This window comes from Noviherbaspirillum sp. ST9 (assembly GCF_048799745.1).
Taxonomy (GTDB): domain Bacteria; phylum Pseudomonadota; class Gammaproteobacteria; order Burkholderiales; family Burkholderiaceae_D; genus Noviherbaspirillum.
On the sequence record NZ_JBLWFR010000004.1, the window covers coordinates 531,480 to 547,116 of the forward strand.

The 15,637-nt window shown below is 60.8% G+C and carries 22 protein-coding genes; 20 read left to right on the plus strand and 2 right to left on the minus strand.

From position 1 onward, the window contains the following. Window positions 1-89: 89 nt before the first annotated feature. The 20 genes from ACNOHI_RS11655 to tatC all read left to right on the plus strand — a co-directional run bounded on the left by ACNOHI_RS11655 (window position 90) and on the right by tatC (window position 13,789). Window positions 90-740: an MlaC/ttg2D family ABC transporter substrate-binding protein gene (locus tag ACNOHI_RS11655; RefSeq protein ID WP_420474825.1), complete on the plus strand. Its 651-nt coding sequence runs from the start codon at window positions 90-92 to the stop codon at window positions 738-740. After that, window positions 740-1,027, plus strand: coding sequence for an STAS domain-containing protein (locus ACNOHI_RS11660; RefSeq protein WP_420474826.1), 288 nt, complete (start codon window positions 740-742; stop codon window positions 1,025-1,027). The genes ACNOHI_RS11655 and ACNOHI_RS11660 overlap by 1 nt, the downstream gene beginning before the upstream one ends. Window positions 1,028-1,150: 123 nt before the next feature. Further along, window positions 1,151-2,062 (plus strand): ABC transporter ATP-binding protein, encoded by a 912-nt coding sequence (locus ACNOHI_RS11665; RefSeq protein WP_420474827.1) that lies wholly within the window; start codon window positions 1,151-1,153, stop codon window positions 2,060-2,062. Further along, the gene (locus ACNOHI_RS11670) at window positions 2,059-2,814 is read left to right on the plus strand and encodes an ABC transporter permease (protein WP_420474828.1); all 756 of its coding nucleotides are present in this window, start codon (window positions 2,059-2,061) and stop codon (window positions 2,812-2,814) included. The genes ACNOHI_RS11665 and ACNOHI_RS11670 overlap by 4 nt, the downstream gene beginning before the upstream one ends. Window positions 2,815-2,823: 9 nt before the next feature. Beyond that, window positions 2,824-3,063: a BolA family protein gene (locus tag ACNOHI_RS11675; RefSeq protein ID WP_420474829.1), complete on the plus strand. Its 240-nt coding sequence runs from the start codon at window positions 2,824-2,826 to the stop codon at window positions 3,061-3,063. After that, on the plus strand, window positions 3,063-4,313 hold the full coding sequence (gene murA, locus ACNOHI_RS11680) for a UDP-N-acetylglucosamine 1-carboxyvinyltransferase (RefSeq protein WP_420474830.1): 1,251 nt from the start codon (window positions 3,063-3,065) through the stop codon (window positions 4,311-4,313). Before ACNOHI_RS11675 ends, murA begins: the two co-directional genes overlap by 1 nt. Then, window positions 4,313-4,963, plus strand: a complete 651-nt coding sequence (gene hisG / locus ACNOHI_RS11685; RefSeq protein WP_420474894.1) for an ATP phosphoribosyltransferase — start codon at window positions 4,313-4,315, stop codon at window positions 4,961-4,963. Before murA ends, hisG begins: the two co-directional genes overlap by 1 nt. A 4-nt stretch (window positions 4,964-4,967) precedes the next feature. Continuing rightward, window positions 4,968-6,281, plus strand: a complete 1,314-nt coding sequence (hisD, locus tag ACNOHI_RS11690; RefSeq protein WP_420474831.1) for a histidinol dehydrogenase — start codon at window positions 4,968-4,970, stop codon at window positions 6,279-6,281. A gap of 13 nt (window positions 6,282-6,294) precedes the next feature. After that, window positions 6,295-7,071 carry a DNA-methyltransferase gene (locus ACNOHI_RS11695; protein WP_420474895.1) on the plus strand — a complete coding sequence of 259 codons (777 nt, stop codon included), beginning with the start codon at window positions 6,295-6,297 and terminating at the stop codon, window positions 7,069-7,071. Between the two features lie 12 nt (window positions 7,072-7,083). Then, window positions 7,084-8,172: a histidinol-phosphate transaminase gene (gene hisC / locus ACNOHI_RS11700; RefSeq protein ID WP_420474832.1), complete on the plus strand. Its 1,089-nt coding sequence runs from the start codon at window positions 7,084-7,086 to the stop codon at window positions 8,170-8,172. Window positions 8,173-8,193: 21 nt separating this feature from the next. After that, complete coding sequence (gene hisB / locus ACNOHI_RS11705; RefSeq protein WP_420474833.1) at window positions 8,194-8,790, plus strand: imidazoleglycerol-phosphate dehydratase HisB; 597 nt, start codon at window positions 8,194-8,196, stop codon at window positions 8,788-8,790. Window positions 8,791-8,828: 38 nt separating this feature from the next. Continuing rightward, a complete protein-coding gene (gene hisH / locus ACNOHI_RS11710; protein WP_420474834.1) occupies window positions 8,829-9,467 on the plus strand; it encodes an imidazole glycerol phosphate synthase subunit HisH in 639 nt (212 codons plus the stop codon). A 49-nt stretch (window positions 9,468-9,516) separates the two neighbouring features. Next, window positions 9,517-10,302, plus strand: a complete 786-nt coding sequence (gene hisA / locus ACNOHI_RS11715; protein ID WP_420474835.1) for a 1-(5-phosphoribosyl)-5-[(5-phosphoribosylamino)methylideneamino]imidazole-4-carboxamide isomerase — start codon at window positions 9,517-9,519, stop codon at window positions 10,300-10,302. A gap of 2 nt (window positions 10,303-10,304) precedes the next feature. Next, a complete protein-coding gene (hisF, locus tag ACNOHI_RS11720) occupies window positions 10,305-11,069 on the plus strand; it encodes an imidazole glycerol phosphate synthase subunit HisF (RefSeq protein WP_420474836.1) in 765 nt (254 codons plus the stop codon). Beyond that, the gene (gene hisI / locus ACNOHI_RS11725; RefSeq protein ID WP_420474837.1) at window positions 11,066-11,470 is read left to right on the plus strand and encodes a phosphoribosyl-AMP cyclohydrolase; all 405 of its coding nucleotides are present in this window, start codon (window positions 11,066-11,068) and stop codon (window positions 11,468-11,470) included. Before hisF ends, hisI begins: the two co-directional genes overlap by 4 nt. Window positions 11,471-11,498: 28 nt before the next feature. Then, complete coding sequence (locus ACNOHI_RS11730; RefSeq protein ID WP_420474838.1) at window positions 11,499-11,840, plus strand: phosphoribosyl-ATP diphosphatase; 342 nt, start codon at window positions 11,499-11,501, stop codon at window positions 11,838-11,840. A 41-nt stretch (window positions 11,841-11,881) separates the two neighbouring features. Continuing rightward, window positions 11,882-12,253, plus strand: coding sequence for a histidine triad nucleotide-binding protein (locus ACNOHI_RS11735; protein WP_420474839.1), 372 nt, complete (start codon window positions 11,882-11,884; stop codon window positions 12,251-12,253). Between the two features lie 51 nt (window positions 12,254-12,304). After that, entirely contained in the window at window positions 12,305-12,508 is a 204-nt protein-coding gene (gene tatA, locus ACNOHI_RS11740) for a Sec-independent protein translocase subunit TatA (protein ID WP_420474840.1), read from the plus strand. Between the two features lie 40 nt (window positions 12,509-12,548). Continuing rightward, the gene (gene tatB / locus ACNOHI_RS11745; protein ID WP_420474841.1) at window positions 12,549-13,031 is read left to right on the plus strand and encodes a Sec-independent protein translocase protein TatB; all 483 of its coding nucleotides are present in this window, start codon (window positions 12,549-12,551) and stop codon (window positions 13,029-13,031) included. After that, window positions 13,031-13,789: a twin-arginine translocase subunit TatC gene (tatC, locus tag ACNOHI_RS11750; RefSeq protein WP_420474842.1), complete on the plus strand. Its 759-nt coding sequence runs from the start codon at window positions 13,031-13,033 to the stop codon at window positions 13,787-13,789. The genes tatB and tatC overlap by 1 nt, the downstream gene beginning before the upstream one ends. 4 nt (window positions 13,790-13,793) lie before the next feature. Here the strand turns inward: tatC and ACNOHI_RS11755 are convergent, their stop codons facing one another. Beyond that, on the minus strand, window positions 13,794-14,465 hold the full coding sequence (locus tag ACNOHI_RS11755) for a DUF2461 domain-containing protein (RefSeq protein WP_420474843.1): 672 nt from the start codon (window positions 14,463-14,465) through the stop codon (window positions 13,794-13,796). A gap of 23 nt (window positions 14,466-14,488) precedes the next feature. After that, the gene (locus ACNOHI_RS11760; RefSeq protein WP_420474844.1) at window positions 14,489-15,637 is read right to left on the minus strand and encodes a Do family serine endopeptidase; all 1,149 of its coding nucleotides are present in this window, start codon (window positions 15,635-15,637) and stop codon (window positions 14,489-14,491) included.

Below are 15,637 nucleotides of genomic sequence, written 5' to 3' on the forward strand. Positions count from 1 at the left end.
TTTGTCACCGTTTGGTACGATACCGGTTATCGAATGTGCCAACCTTTCCCGGACAAGCAGGCAGTCCGTCTTTTACTACCCAGGAAGATATGAACGTTTTCAAGAAATTGTTTGCAGTGGCCGGTTTTGCGCTCGCGGGCCTCGCGTTTGCGCCGGCAGCGGTGGCGCAGGAAGCCCCGGATGCCCTGGTCAAGCGCATCAGCCAGGAAGTGCTCGACACTGCCAAGAGCGACAAGGATATCCAGTCGGGCAACCAGAAGCGCGTGCTCGAACTCGTCGAAGCCAAGATCCTGCCGCACGTAGACTTCCAGCGCATGACCGCGCTGGCCGCCGGCCGGTTCTGGCGCGAAGCGACCCCCGAGCAGCAGAAGCAGTTGACCAATGAATTCCGCACCCTGCTGGTCTACACCTACTCGGGCGCGATATCCCAGGTCAAGGACCAGAAGCTGGAATTCAAGCCGATGCGGGCTGACGCCAGCGACACCGAGGTCGAAGTGCGCTCGCAGGTCCTGCAGCCGCGCGGCGGCGATCCCATCCAGCTCAACTATCGCCTCGAAAAATCGCCTTCCGGCTGGAAGATCTATGACGTCAACGTCCTCGGCGCATGGCTGGTGGAGACCTACAAGGGTAACTTCGCGGCGGAGATCGGCAAGGGCGGCATCGACGGCCTGATCAAGACCCTCTCCGACCGTAACAAGCGTCTCGCCGCCAGCGCGGCCAAGACCGGCAAGTCGTCCTGATGACCTACCGTCCCGCCCAGACGCTGACCGTGAACAACGCGACATCCGTGCTTGACGACGGATTGCGCGCGATCGCCGACGGGCAGACGCAGTTCGACCTCGCCGAGTTGACCTCGGTTGATTCCGCCGCCGTTGCCACCATGCTGGCTTGGCAACGCGCGGCGCGCAGCAACGGCAAGTCGCTGGAATTCAGCAATCTTCCCGCCAATCTCCAGAGCCTGGTCCACCTGTACGACGTGGATGGGCTGCTCCATACTTCGCCGCGCGCCGACCTGCCGCATCATTGACCCTCACCGGTCACTCTTCAGATCCGGCTTCCTGCCCGGAAATCCAATATAATCAAGGGTTTCGCCGCTCGTATCGCACCTGGCTGCGATACGTCGCCCGCCCTTCAGGAAAATCTAGCCGCCATGGCTGCTCTCCAAATCGTCAATGTCGAAAAACGCTACAAGTCGCTTCAGGCGCTTGGCGGCGTGTCGCTATCCATTGAGCAGGGCGAGTTCTTCGGCCTGCTCGGCCCGAACGGCGCGGGCAAGACCACACTGATCTCGATCATCGCCGGACTCAATCGCGCCGACGCCGGCAATGTTTCCATCCATGGCTACGACGTCGTGCGCGATTATCGCGAGGCCCGCAAGCGCCTCGGCGTCGTTCCGCAAGAGCTCGTCTTCGATCCTTTTTTCACCGTGCGCGAAACCCTGCGCATGCAATCCGGCTATTTCGGTCTGAAGAACAACGACAAGTGGATCGATGAGGTGATGGCCAACCTCGACCTGACCAACAAGGCCGATACCAATACGCGCGCGCTGTCCGGCGGCATGAAGCGCCGCGTGCTGGTTGCGCAGGCGCTTGTCCACAAACCGCCGGTCATCGTGCTGGATGAGCCGACGGCCGGCGTCGACGTCGAGTTGCGCCAGACGCTGTGGAAGTTCATCGCGCGCCTCAATCGCGAAGGGCACACCATCGTGCTGACGACGCACTATCTCGAAGAGGCGCAGGCGCTGTGCAATCGCATTGCGATGCTGAAGGCCGGCAAAGTGGTGGCGCTCGATTCCACCTCCGCCCTGATCAAGCGCATTTCCGGCTCGCAGCTGGTGGTTCGCCTCGCCAGGGGCGCGCTGCCGGACGGCCTCAAGCCGCTGGTTTCTCACCCCGACGAACTCATTGCCGGCAGCAAGTACACCTTGCGCGTCAACGAATACACCGAAGTCGAACCGATCCTCGCACGTCTGCGCGAGGCCGGCGCCGTGATCGAGGACATGCAGCTGCAGCAGGCAGACCTGGAAGACGTTTTCATCCAGATCATGGAGGGCGAGAAATGACCGGCTTCCGGACACTGCTCTACAAGGAAGTGCTGCGCTTCTGGAAGGTGGCGATGCAGACCATCACCGCGCCGATCCTGACCGCGATGCTGTACCTGCTGATCTTCGGCCACGTGCTGGAAGATCACGTGCAGGTGTACCCCGACGTGCGCTATACCTCGTTCCTGATTCCCGGCCTGGTGATGATGAGCGTCTTGCAGAATGCCTTCGCCAACAGCTCATCGTCGCTGATCCAGTCCAAGATCACCGGCAACCTCGTGTTCGTGCTGCTACCGCCGCTGTCGCACTGGGAGCTGTTCGGTGCGTATGTGCTCGCTTCCGTTATCCGCGGCCTTGCCGTTGGCGCCGGCGTATTCACTGTGACCATGTGGGCGGCGGATATTTCGTTCCATTCGCCATGGTGGATCGTCATCTTTGCGCTCTTGGGGGCTGCCATTCTTGGCACCATGGGCCTGATCGCCGGTATCTGGGCGGAAAAGTTCGACCAGCTTGCTGCCTTCCAGAACTTCCTGATCATGCCGGCGACTTTCCTTTCCGGCGTGTTCTACTCGATCCACTCGCTGCCTGCGTTCTGGCAAACGGTATCGCACTTCAACCCGTTTTTTTATATGATTGATGGCTTCCGTCATGGCTTTTTCGGCCAATCCGACGTCGATCCATCGACCAGTTTCATCATCGTCAGCGTATTTTTCCTTCTGCTCGCAGGCTTTGCCATCCGCCTGCTGAAGACCGGATACAAACTGCGCCACTAAAGGAATACCATGCTTCCCACCCCCGAGCTCATCAAAAGCTATATCGCCGCCGGCCTCGAATGCACCCACCTCGACGTGGAGGGCGACGGCCATCATTTCAGCGCGGTGATCGTCTCGCCGGCTTTTGCAGGCAAGCGCCCCATCCAGCGCCACCAGCTCGTGTATGCAGCACTCGGTGACCGCATGCGTGAGGAAATCCACGCGCTGTCGATGAAAACCCTGACTCCTGAAGAATTCCAGCAACAGTAATGGACAAACTGCTTATTACCGGCGGCAACCGCCTGTCGGGTGAAATCAATATCTCCGGTGCGAAGAATGCGGCCCTGCCCATCCTGTGCGCCGGCCTGCTCACCGCCGACACCGTGCAACTGTCCAACGTCCCGCACCTGCAGGACGTCAACACCATGCTCAAGCTGCTGCGCCAGATGGGCCTGCGTGTCGAGCAGGACGGCGACCGCATGTCGCTGAATGGCGGCGCCATCGAAAAGCTGGAAGCACCGTATGAGCTCGTGAAGACCATGCGCGCGGCCATCCTCGTGCTCGGACCGCTGGTGGCGCGCTTCGGCGAAGCCAAGGTATCCCTGCCGGGCGGATGCGCGATCGGATCGCGGCCTGTGGACCAGCACATCAAGGGGCTGCAGGCCATGGGTGCCGACATCGCGATCGAGGCCGGCTATATCCACGCCAAGGCGAAGAAGCTCAGGGGCGCGCGCATCGTCACCGACATGATCACCGTGACCGGCACCGAAAACCTGCTGATGGCCGCTGTGCTGGCCGAAGGTGAAACAGTCCTGGAAAACGCCGCGCGCGAACCGGAAGTGACCGACCTCGCCAACCTGCTCGTGCAGATGGGCGCAAAAATCGAAGGCATCGGTACCGACCGCCTCGTGATCCAGGGCGTGGAAAAACTCCACGGCGCGTCGCACAACGTCATTCCCGACCGCATTGAGACCGGCACCTTCCTGTGCGCGGTCGCTGCGGCGGGCGGCGATGTCACGCTGAAGAACACCCGTAGCGACATCCTCGACGTCGCCCTCGACAAGCTGCGCGAAGCAGGCGCCATCCTGACGACCGGCCCTGATTGGATTCGCGTGCAGATGGCGGCACGCCCGAAGGCAGTCAGCTTCCGTACCACCGAATACCCCGGTTTTCCGACCGACATGCAGGCGCAGTTCATGGCGCTCAACTGCATCGCCGACGGCAGCAGCCGCGTGACGGAAACCATCTTCGAAAACCGTTTCATGCACGTACAGGAACTGAATCGCCTCGGCGCATCGATCGACATCGACGGCCACACCGCAGTAGTGCAGGGTGTGGACAAGCTTGTCGGCGCACCGGTCATGGCAACCGACCTGCGTGCATCCGCATCGCTCGTGATCGCCGCGCTGGCCGCGCAAGGCGAGACGCTGGTCGATCGCATCTATCACCTGGACCGCGGCTACGACCGCATGGAAGCCAAACTTTCCGCCGTCGGCGCCAATATCCAGCGAGTGAAATGATGAGCCAGCAACTGACCCTCGCGCTGTCCAAGGGCCGCATTTTCGAAGAAACCATGCCGCTGCTGCAGGCCGCCGGCATCACCGTCACCGAAGATCCGGAAAAATCGCGCAAGCTGATCCTGCCGACCAACGATCCGGCGGTCCGCGTCATCATCGTGCGCGCTTCCGACGTGCCGACGTACGTGCAGTACGGCGCGGCCGACTTCGGCGTTGCGGGCAAGGATGTGCTGCTCGAGCATGGCGGCGAAGGACTCTACCAGCCGATCGACCTGAACATCGCGAAGTGCCGCCTGTCGGTCGCCGTGCCCTCCGGATTCGACTACGCCAGCGCCGTCCGCCAGGGCGCACGCCTGCGTGTCGTCACCAAGTACGTGAAATGCGCGCGCGAGCATTTCGCTGCCAAGGGCGTCCACGTCGATCTGATCAAACTGTATGGCTCCATGGAGCTCGGTCCGCTGGTCGGCCTGTCCGATGCGATTGTCGACTTGGTGAGCACCGGCAGCACGCTGCGCGCAAACAACCTGGTCGAAGTCGAGCACATCATGGAAATCTCCTCGCGCCTCGTGGTGAACCAGGCCGCGCTCAAGTTGAAACGCGAACGCCTGCAACCCATCCTGGAAGCCTTCGAAAAGGCTTCGAAAGCGGAATAAGGCCATGACCATCCAGATTCGCAAACTCGACTCCAGCCAGCCGGATTTCAAGGCGCAGCTCTCCGCCGTACTCGCGTTCGAAGCGAGCGAAGACGATGCGATCGACCGTGTAGCGGCACAGATCCTCGCCGAGGTGAAGGCGCGCGGCGATGCCGCTGTGATCGAGTACACCAATCGTTTCGACAAGCTTAGCGCAGCCGATGTTGCCAGCCTGGAAATCGGCAAGCCTGAACTGCAGGCCGCACTCGAAAGTCTGACGCCCGAGCGACGCAACGCGTTGCAGACGGCAGCGGATCGCGTACGCGCCTATCACGCGCGCCAGAAGGCGGAAACCGGCGGCGATGGCTTCACGTACACCGAAGCCGACGGTACCGTGCTCGGCCAGAAGGTGACACCGCTCGACCGCGTCGGCATCTACGTCCCCGGTGGCAAGGCAGCCTATCCCTCGTCCGTGCTGATGAATGCGATCCCGGCCAAGGTCGCCGGCGTGCAGGAAGTCATCATGGTCGTTCCCACCCCCGGCGGCGTGAAAAACGAACTGGTGCTGGCCGCTGCCGCGATTGCCGGTGTCGATCGCGTGTTCACCATCGGCGGAGCACAGGCTGTCGGTGCCCTGGCGTACGGCACCGCAACGATTCCCCAGGTTGACAAGATCGTCGGTCCCGGCAATGCCTACGTCGCCGCCGCAAAGCGCCGCGTCTTCGGCATCGTCGGCATCGACATGATTGCCGGTCCGTCCGAGATCCTCGTGGTTTGCGACGGCACGACCGATCCCGACTGGATCGCCATGGACCTGTTCTCCCAGGCAGAGCATGACGAATTGGCGCAGTCCATCCTCGTCTGTCCGGATGCAACGTATATCGAAAAGGTCGAAGCCAGCATCAACCGCCAGTTGGACGCCATGCCGCGCAAGGATGTAATCCGCACCTCGCTGGTCAACCGCGGCGCGATGGTCAAGGTCCGCGACATGGACGAGGCCTGCGAGATCGCCAACCTGATCGCCGCCGAGCACCTCGAGATCTCCACCGAAAATCCGCAGAAGTGGGCCGACAAGATCCGCCATGCGGGCGCGATGTTCCTTGGCCGTTTCTCCTCCGAATCGCTGGGCGATTACTGCGCCGGTCCGAACCATGTGCTGCCGACCTCGCGTACCGCACGCTTTTCGTCGCCGCTGGGTGTGTACGATTTCCAGAAGCGCTCCAGCATCATCCACGTGAGCGAAGCCGGCGCCCGGACGCTCGGCAAAGTTGCGGCCGAACTCGCCTATGGCGAGGGTCTGCAGGCACACGCCGGCTCGGCCGAGTACCGCCTGAAATGAGGCGGGTGCAGTGGTGACACCCTGGCTCAACCGCGTCTTCTGTGAAGATGCGTTGCAGGGCTTCGCCCGCATTCCTGACGGCAGCATCGACCTGCTGATCGCCGACCCGCCCTACGGGCTGGGCAAGGACTACGGCAACGATTCCGACAAACTCGATGCCGAAGCCTACATGAGCTGGACCGAACAATGGGTCCATGCAGCACTGCCTAAGCTCAAGCCCAACGGCAGCCTGTACATCTTCCTGACCTGGCGCTACTCGCCGGAAATCTTCGTCATGCTCAAGAAGCGCATGACGATGGTCAACGAAATCATCTGGGACCGCCGCGTGCCGTCGATGGGCGGCAGCACACGCAAGTTTTCCTCGGTGCACGATACCATCGGCTTTTTCGTCAAGGCGAAGGACTACTATTTCGACCTAGACGCGGTGCGCATTCCGTACGACGCGGAAACCAAGAAGGCCCGCTCCCGCTCGATCTTCGTCGGCGCGAAGTGGCTGGAAATCGGCTACAACCCGAAGGACGTGTGGAGCGTGTCACGCCTGCACCGTGAACACCGCGAGCGCGCCGACCATCCCACGCAGAAACCGCTGGAGATCGTCGAGCGCATGCTCAAGGCATCCTGTCCGCCGGCTGGCGTCGTGCTGGATCCCTTCATGGGCAGCGGGACCACCGCCGTCGCGGCGAAGCGCAGCGGCCGGAATTTCGTCGGATTCGAGCTGAATCCGGATTACTGTGCACTGATCGAAAACCGTCTGGCCGAGGTCGACAAGCCCGAGCCCGAAGCAGCCTGAAAGCAGAACATCATGTCCCTGATCGAAAACATCATCCGTCCCGAAGTCCGCGCGCTTTCCGCCTACCATGTGCCGGATGCCGGCGGCTTCGTTAAGCTGGACGCAATGGAGAACCCCTACGTCCTGCCGGAAACGCTGCGGGAAGAGTTGGGGCGCCGGCTGTCGGACGTCGCGCTGAACCGCTACCCGGTGCCGTCCTATTCCCAGCTCAAGGTGAAGATCTGCACAACGCAGGGCGTACCTGCCGGATTCGATGTCATCCTCGGCAATGGTTCCGACGAGCTCATCACCATTGTCTCGGTCGCCTGCGCAAAGCCGGGCGCGAAAGTGTTGGCGCCGACGCCTGGATTCGTCATGTACGCGATGTCCGCGAAATTTGCCGGCATGGAGTTTGTCGGCGTGCCGCTCAAGCCGGACTTCACCCTCGACAAGGCCGCCATGCTCGCCGCCATCAAGGAGCATAAGCCAGCGATCACTTATCTCGCGTACCCGAACAATCCGACCGGCAACCTGTTCGACGCCGACGATATGGTCGACATTCTTCGCGCAGCCGGTGATTCGGGCGTCGTCATCGTGGACGAGGCATACCAGCCTTTCGCCCAAGCGACCTTCATGCCCCGCCTGGCCGAATTCCCCAATCTCGTCGTGATGCGTACCGTGTCCAAGCTCGGCCTGGCAGGCATCCGCCTCGGCTATATGTCCTGCAGCAGCGCGCTTCTCGTGGAATTCGACAAGGTGCGCCCGCCCTATAACGTCAATGTGTTGACCCAGGCAGCCGCGGAGTTCGTGCTCGACCATGTCGACGTGCTGGACGCGCAGGCGACCTCTCTGCGTTGGGAGCGGACCAAGCTGATTGCCGATCTGGCGGCGCTTCCCGGCGTCGAGGTTTTCCCTTCGGCAGCGAATTTCCTGCTGATTCGCGTGAAAAATCCGAAGATTTCGGCCGACGGTGTATTTTCTGCATTATTGGATCGTAAGGTTTTGATCAAAAATGTCGGTAAAATGCATCCATTGCTGGAAAACTGTCTTCGTGTGACGGTCAGCACTCCGGAAGAGAACCGGATATTCCTCGACGCCATGAAAGCGTCGCTTGATTCGTAACTTTGGTAGTCCCCACTTAACATGTCCACGTCACGCATTGCCGAGGTCACTCGCAATACCAACGAAACGCAGATCCGCGTTGCGATCAACCTCGACGGCACCGGCCAGCAGAAGCTGAACACCGGTGTGCCCTTCCTCGATCACATGCTCGACCAGATCGCCCGTCATGGCCTGATCGACCTCGACATCGAAGCAAAGGGCGATTTGCATATCGACGCGCACCACACCGTCGAAGACGTCGGCATCACGCTCGGCCAGGCCTTCGCCAAGGCCATCGGCGACAAGAAGGGCATCCGCCGCTACGGCCATGCCTACGTGCCGCTCGACGAGGCGCTGTCGCGCGTCGTCGTCGATTTTTCCGGCCGTCCGGGCCTTGAGTTCCACGTCCCGTTCAAGCGTTCGATGATCGGCGCCTTCGACGTGGACCTGACCCACGAATTCTTCCAGGGCTTCGTCAATCATGCCCTGGTATCCCTTCACGTCGATAACCTGCGCGGCGAGAATGCACACCATCAGTGCGAAACCGTGTTCAAGGCATTCGGCCGCGCGCTGCGCATGGCCGCCGAACTCGACCCGCGCGCTGCAGGGACGATTCCTTCGACGAAAGGCAGTCTGTAACCGCGACGGATTCGCGGACCGACAACCCGATTTCTGACATGAAAAAGATCGTTGTAGTGGATTACGGCATGGGCAACCTGCGCTCCGTCGCGCAGGCGCTGCGTCATGTCGCTCCGGAAGCGGATGTGCGCATTTCCGGCGAACTGGCTGACATCAAATCCGCAGACCGCCTCGTATTGCCGGGGCAGGGCGCCATGCCCGACTGCATGCGTTGCCTGCGCGAATCCGGCTTGCAGGATGCCGTCGTGGAGTCGACGCGCACCAAGCCGATGCTTGGTGTGTGCGTGGGTGAGCAGTTACTGTTCGACTGGAGCGAAGAGGGCGACACCCCTGGCATTGGTTTGCTGCCCGGTAAAGTCGTGCGCTTCCGTCTCGACGGCCTGGCGCAGGAGGATGGCTCGCGCTTCAAGGTGCCCCAGATGGGCTGGAACCGTGTGAAACAGACATTGTCCCACCCGTTGTGGAATGGCATTGATGACAACAGCTATTTCTACTTCGTGCACAGCTATTACGCGGTTCCGTCCGACCCGGCAAACGTGGCCGGCGAAACCACCTACGGCGCCCCCTTCGCGTGCGCCGTGGCAAAAGACAATATATTTGCGACCCAGTTTCACCCGGAAAAAAGTGCGGCGGCGGGATTGCGCCTGTACAAGAACTTTGTAGACTGGAATCCATAGTCGTTATTGTTCAACCCCTCGACCCCAACCACACCCACCTAATGTAGCCATGCTGCTCATACCTGCCATCGACCTCAAGGACGGTCATTGCGTGCGCCTGAAACAAGGCGATATGGACCAAGCCACTGTGTTCTCGGATGATCCGGGACAGATGGCGCGACATTGGCTCGCCCAGGGCGCACGACGATTGCATCTGGTGGACCTGAACGGCGCGTTCGCCGGCAAGCCGAAGAACGAGCCTGCGGTCAAGGCCATCATCCAGGCGGTCCGTGCTTTCGCGCTCGAGAACGACGTCGACGAAATCCCGGTGCAGCTCGGCGGCGGCATCCGCGACCTCGACACCATCGAGCGCTTCCTCGACGACGGCCTGGCCTACATCATCATCGGCACGGCCGCCGTGAAGAACCCCGGTTTCCTGCACGACGCATGCAGCGCCTTCCCGGGGCAGATCATCGTCGGCCTCGACGCCAAGGACGGCAAGGTCGCCACTGACGGTTGGAGCAAGCTCTCCGGCCATGAAGTGATCGACCTCGCGAAGAAGTTCGAAGACTACGGCTGCGAAGCCATCGTCTATACCGACATCGGCCGCGACGGCATGATGGGCGGCGTGAACATCGAGGCGACCGTGAAGCTGGCGCAAGCCGTCCAGATCCCCATCATCGCCTCCGGCGGCGTCCACAACATCAAGGATGTGGAAGCGCTGTGCGGCGTGCAGGATGAAGGCATCGAAGGCGTGATCTGCGGCCGCTCCATCTATGAAGGCACGCTCGACCTGCGTGCCGCGCAACAACGCGCTGACGAGCTCAGCGGCCTCGAAGAGGCGGAAGAAGAGTAAGCATGACCCTCGCAAAACGCATCATCCCTTGCCTCGACGTAACCAATGGCCGCGTCGTCAAGGGCGTCAACTTCGTCGAACTGCGCGACGCCGGCGACCCGGTAGAGATTGCGCGCCGTTATGACGAGCAGGGCGCGGACGAACTGACCTTCCTCGACATCACCGCGACCTCGGACGGGCGCGACCTGATCCTGCATATCATCGAAGACGTCGCCTCCCAGGTCTTCATTCCACTGACCGTTGGTGGCGGCGTGCGCACCGTCGACGATGTGCGCCGACTGCTCAATGCCGGCGCCGACAAGATCAGCGTCAACAGCACCGCAGTGGCCAATCCGCAGATGGTGCAGGAAGCGGCACACAAATTCGGTTCGCAGTGCATCGTCGTCGCGATCGACGCCAAGAAGAGCGGCGAAGGCAAATGGGAAGTCTTTACCCACGGCGGCCGCAAGCCGACCGGACTCGACGTGGTCGAATGGGCGAAGAAGATGGAAAGCATCGGCGTCGGCGAAATCCTGCTCACCAGCATGGATCGCGACGGCACCAAGAGTGGTTTCGACCTGGCACTCACGCGCGCGGTTTCCGACGCCGTATCCATTCCAGTCATCGCTTCCGGCGGTGTCGGCGGACTGCAGGACCTCGCAGACGGTGTCAAACTGGGCAAGGCCGACGCTGTACTGGCCGCAAGCATCTTCCATTACGGCCAGCACACCGTGCAGGAAGCGAAGCAGTTCATGTCCGGGCAAGGCATCCCGATGAGGCTGGCATGAGCATCAGCGCCAAATGGCTGAACAAGGTGAAATGGGACGAGCACGGCCTGGTGCCGGTGATCGCCCAGGAAGTCGGCAGCAACGATGTGCTGATGTTCGCCTGGATGAACCGTGACGCGCTCGCGAAGACGGTGGAGCTTGGCGAGGCTGTTTACTGGAGCCGCTCCCGCAAGAAGCTGTGGCACAAGGGCGAAGAATCCGGCCACATCCAGAAAGTGCACGAAATCCGTCTCGATTGCGACGAGGACGTCGTCCTGCTGAAGATCGAGCAGACCGGTGGCATCGCCTGCCACACCGGGCGGCACTCCTGCTTCTTCCAGAGACTCGAGGGCGGCGCCGACAAGGGCGACTGGCAAGCCGTCGATCCGGTTCTCAAGGACCCGGAAAGCATCTACAAATAATCACGGCGGGCCATGCCCGACCAATCCCATGAGTGAAATCCTGAAACGCCTGGCCGACGTCATCGAGTCCCGCAAACCGGCAAACGGTGGCGACCCTGACAAATCCTATGTTGCCCGTCTGTTCAGCAAAGGCGACGACGCCATCCTGAAGAAAATCGGTGAAGAGGCAACCGAGACCGTGATGGCGGCCAAGGATGCGCGCGCCAGTGGCGACGCTTCCAAGGTTCTTTATGAATGCGCGGACCTATGGTTCCACTCCATGGTCATGCTGGCACAATTCAATTTGACCCCGGACGATGTTCTGCGGGAACTTGCTCGCCGGGAAGGACTCTCTGGTATCGAGGAAAAGGCGAGCCGTCAGCCGGATTGAACAGATTGTTGAAAATTCTTTGATCCATCAACGGGAAAGCCATGACAAACTGCATTTTCTGCAAAATCGCTTCCAAGCAGATTCCGTCAAAGACCGTTTATGAGGACGACGATGTCATTGCCTTTCATGACATCAATCCCGCGGCTCCGGTACATGTTCTCATCGTGCCGAAACAACATATCCCGACACTGTCGGATTGCGACGAAAGCCATGCGGCGCTGCTGAGCAAGATGATGCTCCTGGCGCCGAAGCTTGCAGAAGAGCAGGGATGCGGTTACACCTCGGTCGATGGTGGCGCGGGCAGTGGCGGCTTCAAGACGCTGTTCAATACCGGGCCCGATGGCGGTCAGGAGGTGTACCATCTCCATTTGCACGTGATCGGCGGTCCTCGCCCGTGGCGCGGCCAGCGATAAGCCGGCAGTTTATTTGTTTGAAGGACGTACGCGTCCGCTTAGGAGAAAGTAATGGGTTCGTTTAGCATTTGGCACTGGTTGATCGTGCTGGTTGTGATCGTGTTGATCTTCGGCACCAAGAAGCTCGGCAACGTTGGTTCCGACCTCGGCAAGGCCGTCAAGGGCTTCAAGGATGGCGTCAAGGGCGAAGAAGAAAAGTCGGCCGCCTCGGACAAGGCGACCATCGACGTCGACGCAAAGGAAAAGAAGAGCTGATGCATGCTTCCCTGCATTGCATCACTGACGGCCTACCGTCATGATTGATCTCGGTCTTTCCAAACTTGCCTTGATCGGCGTTGTGGCGCTGGTCGTCGTCGGCCCCGAGCGCCTGCCCAAGGTTGCACGCATGGCAGGCACCTTGTTCGGCCGTGCGCAGCGCTATATCAGCGATGTCAAGGCCGAGGTCAGCCGCGAGATTGAACTCGATGAGCTGCGCAAGATGCACAAGGATGTGCAGGAAGCGGCCACCGACGTCGAGCAATCGATCGCATCCAGTTTCTCCGAGCTTGAGTCCGACGTGCAGGAAGCCCTGCGCAATCCGCTGCTCGAGCCTCAAGAGCCCAACCAGATGGCGGTCAAGGCCAAGGACTTCCGCAAGAAGAAACTCGCTCGGACTTCCGCCATTCCTTCCTGGTACAAAAAACAGAGCGGCCGCAGGACCCGCGTGATTTCCGGCGCTGCGCGCGTCGCGAAATACCGGCCCGCAGGCGCCCGCAAGACACCCGCATCCTTCCACTGATGACCGACGACCAAAACTCGACTCCTCCGGGGGAAACCTTCGTCTCGCACCTCGTGGAGCTGCGCAATCGCCTCATGAAGGCGATGATTGCCATCATTGTCGTGTTCCTGGGGCTGATGCCGTTTGCGGGCAAGATCTATGACTTGCTCGCGCAGCCGATGATGTCCGCACTTCCCGCAGGGAGCAAGATGATTGCCACAGGTGTCATCACGCCGTTCCTGATCCCGGTGAAGGTCACCTTGCTGGTGGCGTTCCTGATTGCCTTGCCAGTCGTGCTCTATCAGGCATGGGCGTTCGTCGCGCCCGGCCTGTACGAGCACGAGAAGAAGCTCGTCGCGCCGCTGGTGGTGTCGTCTTCCCTGCTTTTCCTGGCCGGCGTGGCGTTCTGCTACTGGTTCGTGTTTGGTACCGTGTTCAAGTTCGTCAACGAATTCGCACCGGCCTCGGTGGCAGTGGCGCCGGATATCGAAAGCTATTTCGGCTTCGTGATGACGATGTTCATTGCATTCGGCATCACCTTCGAAGTGCCGATCGTGGTCATCGTTCTTGTGCGAATGGGGATTGTGTCGGTGGAGAAGCTGAAGGAATTCCGCCCCTACATGATCGTCGCCGCCTTCGTCATTGCCGCGGTCGTCACGCCGCCCGACGTCGTCAGTCAGCTGTTGCTCGCTGTCCCGCTATGCCTGCTGTACGAACTGGGCCTGCTCGTCGCGCCGATGTTTGCGCGCGCGACACGCGCACCGGAAGAGACTGCCTGATCCCTTATTTTGCCTCGCGCAGCCAGGCAATCAGGGGATAGGCGTCCTTGAATCCTGCAACCACTTCCTTGCCGAGATCCGCCGGAATCTTTTTCTTGATGCCGGTTTCCGTCCAGACGATGAAGCTCTTCATCTTGATGTACTCGATGTGCGGAGAATCCGCATCGAATCCTTTCGGCGGGCGCACCAGCTTGCCTTCGTCCTGAAGGTCGCCGAAGCGTTCCTTCAGCTTCTTGTTTTTCAGCACCTTGCCGAAACCTGCCGCATCGGCGATGACATGCTCTCGAATTGTTTTCAGCCGCGCCGGCGGAGGCATGTATTCGCCGCCCGCCACGAGCAGCATTCCGCTTGCGTCGATATGAAAGTAGTAGGCGGGGCCGCCGCCCTGGCTGGGCTTCTTCAATCCGCTCGCCGTAATGGCCGCGGAGAAGGTCGTTTTGTAAGGGCTCTTGTCTTTCGAAAAGCGCATGTCGCGGTTGATCCGGAACAGGGCCTTCTTCGGATTGCAGCCGGCAACGGCCGGATCGAACTTGGTGATATCCGCAATAAGTTGCGTGACCAGTTCGAGGAACTCCGCGCGCAGGATGTCGTAGCGCGGCTTGTTCATGACGAACCATGCACGATTGTTGTTCTCCGACAGTTCGGAGAGAAACTGAATCAGGTCGCGCGTATGCATGCGGTAAATCCTCGTTCTCAGCGTTATTCCTGATCTTCGCGGCGGGGACGCGGACGTTTGCCGACGGTCACCTCGACGCTCGCTTCCTGCCCCTTGCGCAGCAAGGTCATCTTCGCCTTGTTGCCCGGCGTGAGCTGCGCGATCAGGTTCAGCATGTCGGTCGTATCGCTCACCGGCTTGCCTTCCACTGCCACCAGGATGTCGCCGGGACGCATGCCGGCCTTGTCCGCCGGGCCGCCCTTCAGCACGCCGGCGATGATCGCGCCGGATTTCTTCGCGAGTCCGAAACTCTCAGCGAGCTCCGGCGTGATGTCTTGCGGCTCCACGCCGATCCAGCCGCGTACGACCTGGCCGGTGCTGATGATCGATTCCATCACTGACTTCACGGTAGTGACCGGAATGGCGAAACCGATGCCGAGCGAACCGCCGCTGCGCGAATAGATTGCGGTATTGATCCCGAGCAGGTTGCCATTCGCGTCAATCAGTGCGCCGCCAGAATTGCCCGGATTGATTGCGGCATCGGTCTGGATGAAATTCTCAAAGGTGTTGATGCCGAGATGGTTGCGTCCGAGTGCGGAAATAATCCCCATCGTCACGGTCTGGCCGACACCGAACGGATTGCCGATGGCGAGCACGACGTCCCCAACCTTGGCCTGGTCTGCGTGTCCGAGGGTGATGGCGGGCAGGTTCTGCAGGCTGATCTTGACTACGGCGAGGTCTGTTTCCGGATCCGTGCCAACCACTTTCGCTACCGCCTTGCGACCGTCCGCCAACGCGATCTCGATTTCGTCCGCTGTCTCGATGACGTGATTGTTGGTCAGGATGTAGCCTTCAGGACTAACCACCACGCCGGAGCCGAGGCTGAACTGGCGGTCCTCCTGCTCCCCGAAGAAGCGGCGGAACAACGGGTCATCCATGAAAGGAGTCTTCGGCTGGCGCGCACCTTTGGTCGTAAAGATATTCACGACAGCCGGCATTGCAAGCCTGGCCGCGTCGCGATAGGAACTCTGCCCTGGGCTGGCGGAGGAGGGCGCCTCCATCATCGGCACCGAGGATGCGACGCGCGTTGCACGGCCGCTGGCGGCCCATTCCGGCTTCAAGGTCGCTACAATGAACCAGATCGCCAGACCGACCGTGACGGTTTGCGCAAACAGAAGCCAGAGACGTCGCAT

Coding starts and splice junctions, on each gene's coding strand:
- murA (WP_420474830.1), top strand. CDS start 3,063: ATGGACAAACTGCTTATTACCGGCGGCAACCGCCTGTCGGGTGAAATC.
- hisF (WP_420474836.1), top strand. CDS start 10,305: ATGACCCTCGCAAAACGCATCATCCCTTGCCTCGACGTAACCAATGGC.
- ACNOHI_RS11665 (WP_420474827.1), top strand. CDS start 1,151: ATGGCTGCTCTCCAAATCGTCAATGTCGAAAAACGCTACAAGTCGCTT.
- ACNOHI_RS11660 (WP_420474826.1), top strand. CDS start 740: ATGACCTACCGTCCCGCCCAGACGCTGACCGTGAACAACGCGACATCC.
- ACNOHI_RS11675 (WP_420474829.1), top strand. CDS start 2,824: ATGCTTCCCACCCCCGAGCTCATCAAAAGCTATATCGCCGCCGGCCTC.
- ACNOHI_RS11735 (WP_420474839.1), top strand. CDS start 11,882: ATGACAAACTGCATTTTCTGCAAAATCGCTTCCAAGCAGATTCCGTCA.
- hisG (WP_420474894.1), top strand. CDS start 4,313: ATGAGCCAGCAACTGACCCTCGCGCTGTCCAAGGGCCGCATTTTCGAA.
- hisI (WP_420474837.1), top strand. CDS start 11,066: ATGAGCATCAGCGCCAAATGGCTGAACAAGGTGAAATGGGACGAGCAC.
- tatC (WP_420474842.1), top strand. CDS start 13,031: ATGACCGACGACCAAAACTCGACTCCTCCGGGGGAAACCTTCGTCTCG.
- ACNOHI_RS11760 (WP_420474844.1), bottom strand. CDS start 15,637: ATGCGACGTCTCTGGCTTCTGTTTGCGCAAACCGTCACGGTCGGTCTG.
- tatB (WP_420474841.1), top strand. CDS start 12,549: ATGATTGATCTCGGTCTTTCCAAACTTGCCTTGATCGGCGTTGTGGCG.
- ACNOHI_RS11755 (WP_420474843.1), bottom strand. CDS start 14,465: ATGCATACGCGCGACCTGATTCAGTTTCTCTCCGAACTGTCGGAGAAC.
- hisH (WP_420474834.1), top strand. CDS start 8,829: ATGAAAAAGATCGTTGTAGTGGATTACGGCATGGGCAACCTGCGCTCC.
- ACNOHI_RS11670 (WP_420474828.1), top strand. CDS start 2,059: ATGACCGGCTTCCGGACACTGCTCTACAAGGAAGTGCTGCGCTTCTGG.
- ACNOHI_RS11655 (WP_420474825.1), top strand. CDS start 90: ATGAACGTTTTCAAGAAATTGTTTGCAGTGGCCGGTTTTGCGCTCGCG.
- hisB (WP_420474833.1), top strand. CDS start 8,194: ATGTCCACGTCACGCATTGCCGAGGTCACTCGCAATACCAACGAAACG.
- tatA (WP_420474840.1), top strand. CDS start 12,305: ATGGGTTCGTTTAGCATTTGGCACTGGTTGATCGTGCTGGTTGTGATC.
- hisA (WP_420474835.1), top strand. CDS start 9,517: ATGCTGCTCATACCTGCCATCGACCTCAAGGACGGTCATTGCGTGCGC.
- ACNOHI_RS11730 (WP_420474838.1), top strand. CDS start 11,499: ATGAGTGAAATCCTGAAACGCCTGGCCGACGTCATCGAGTCCCGCAAA.
- hisD (WP_420474831.1), top strand. CDS start 4,968: ATGACCATCCAGATTCGCAAACTCGACTCCAGCCAGCCGGATTTCAAG.
- hisC (WP_420474832.1), top strand. CDS start 7,084: ATGTCCCTGATCGAAAACATCATCCGTCCCGAAGTCCGCGCGCTTTCC.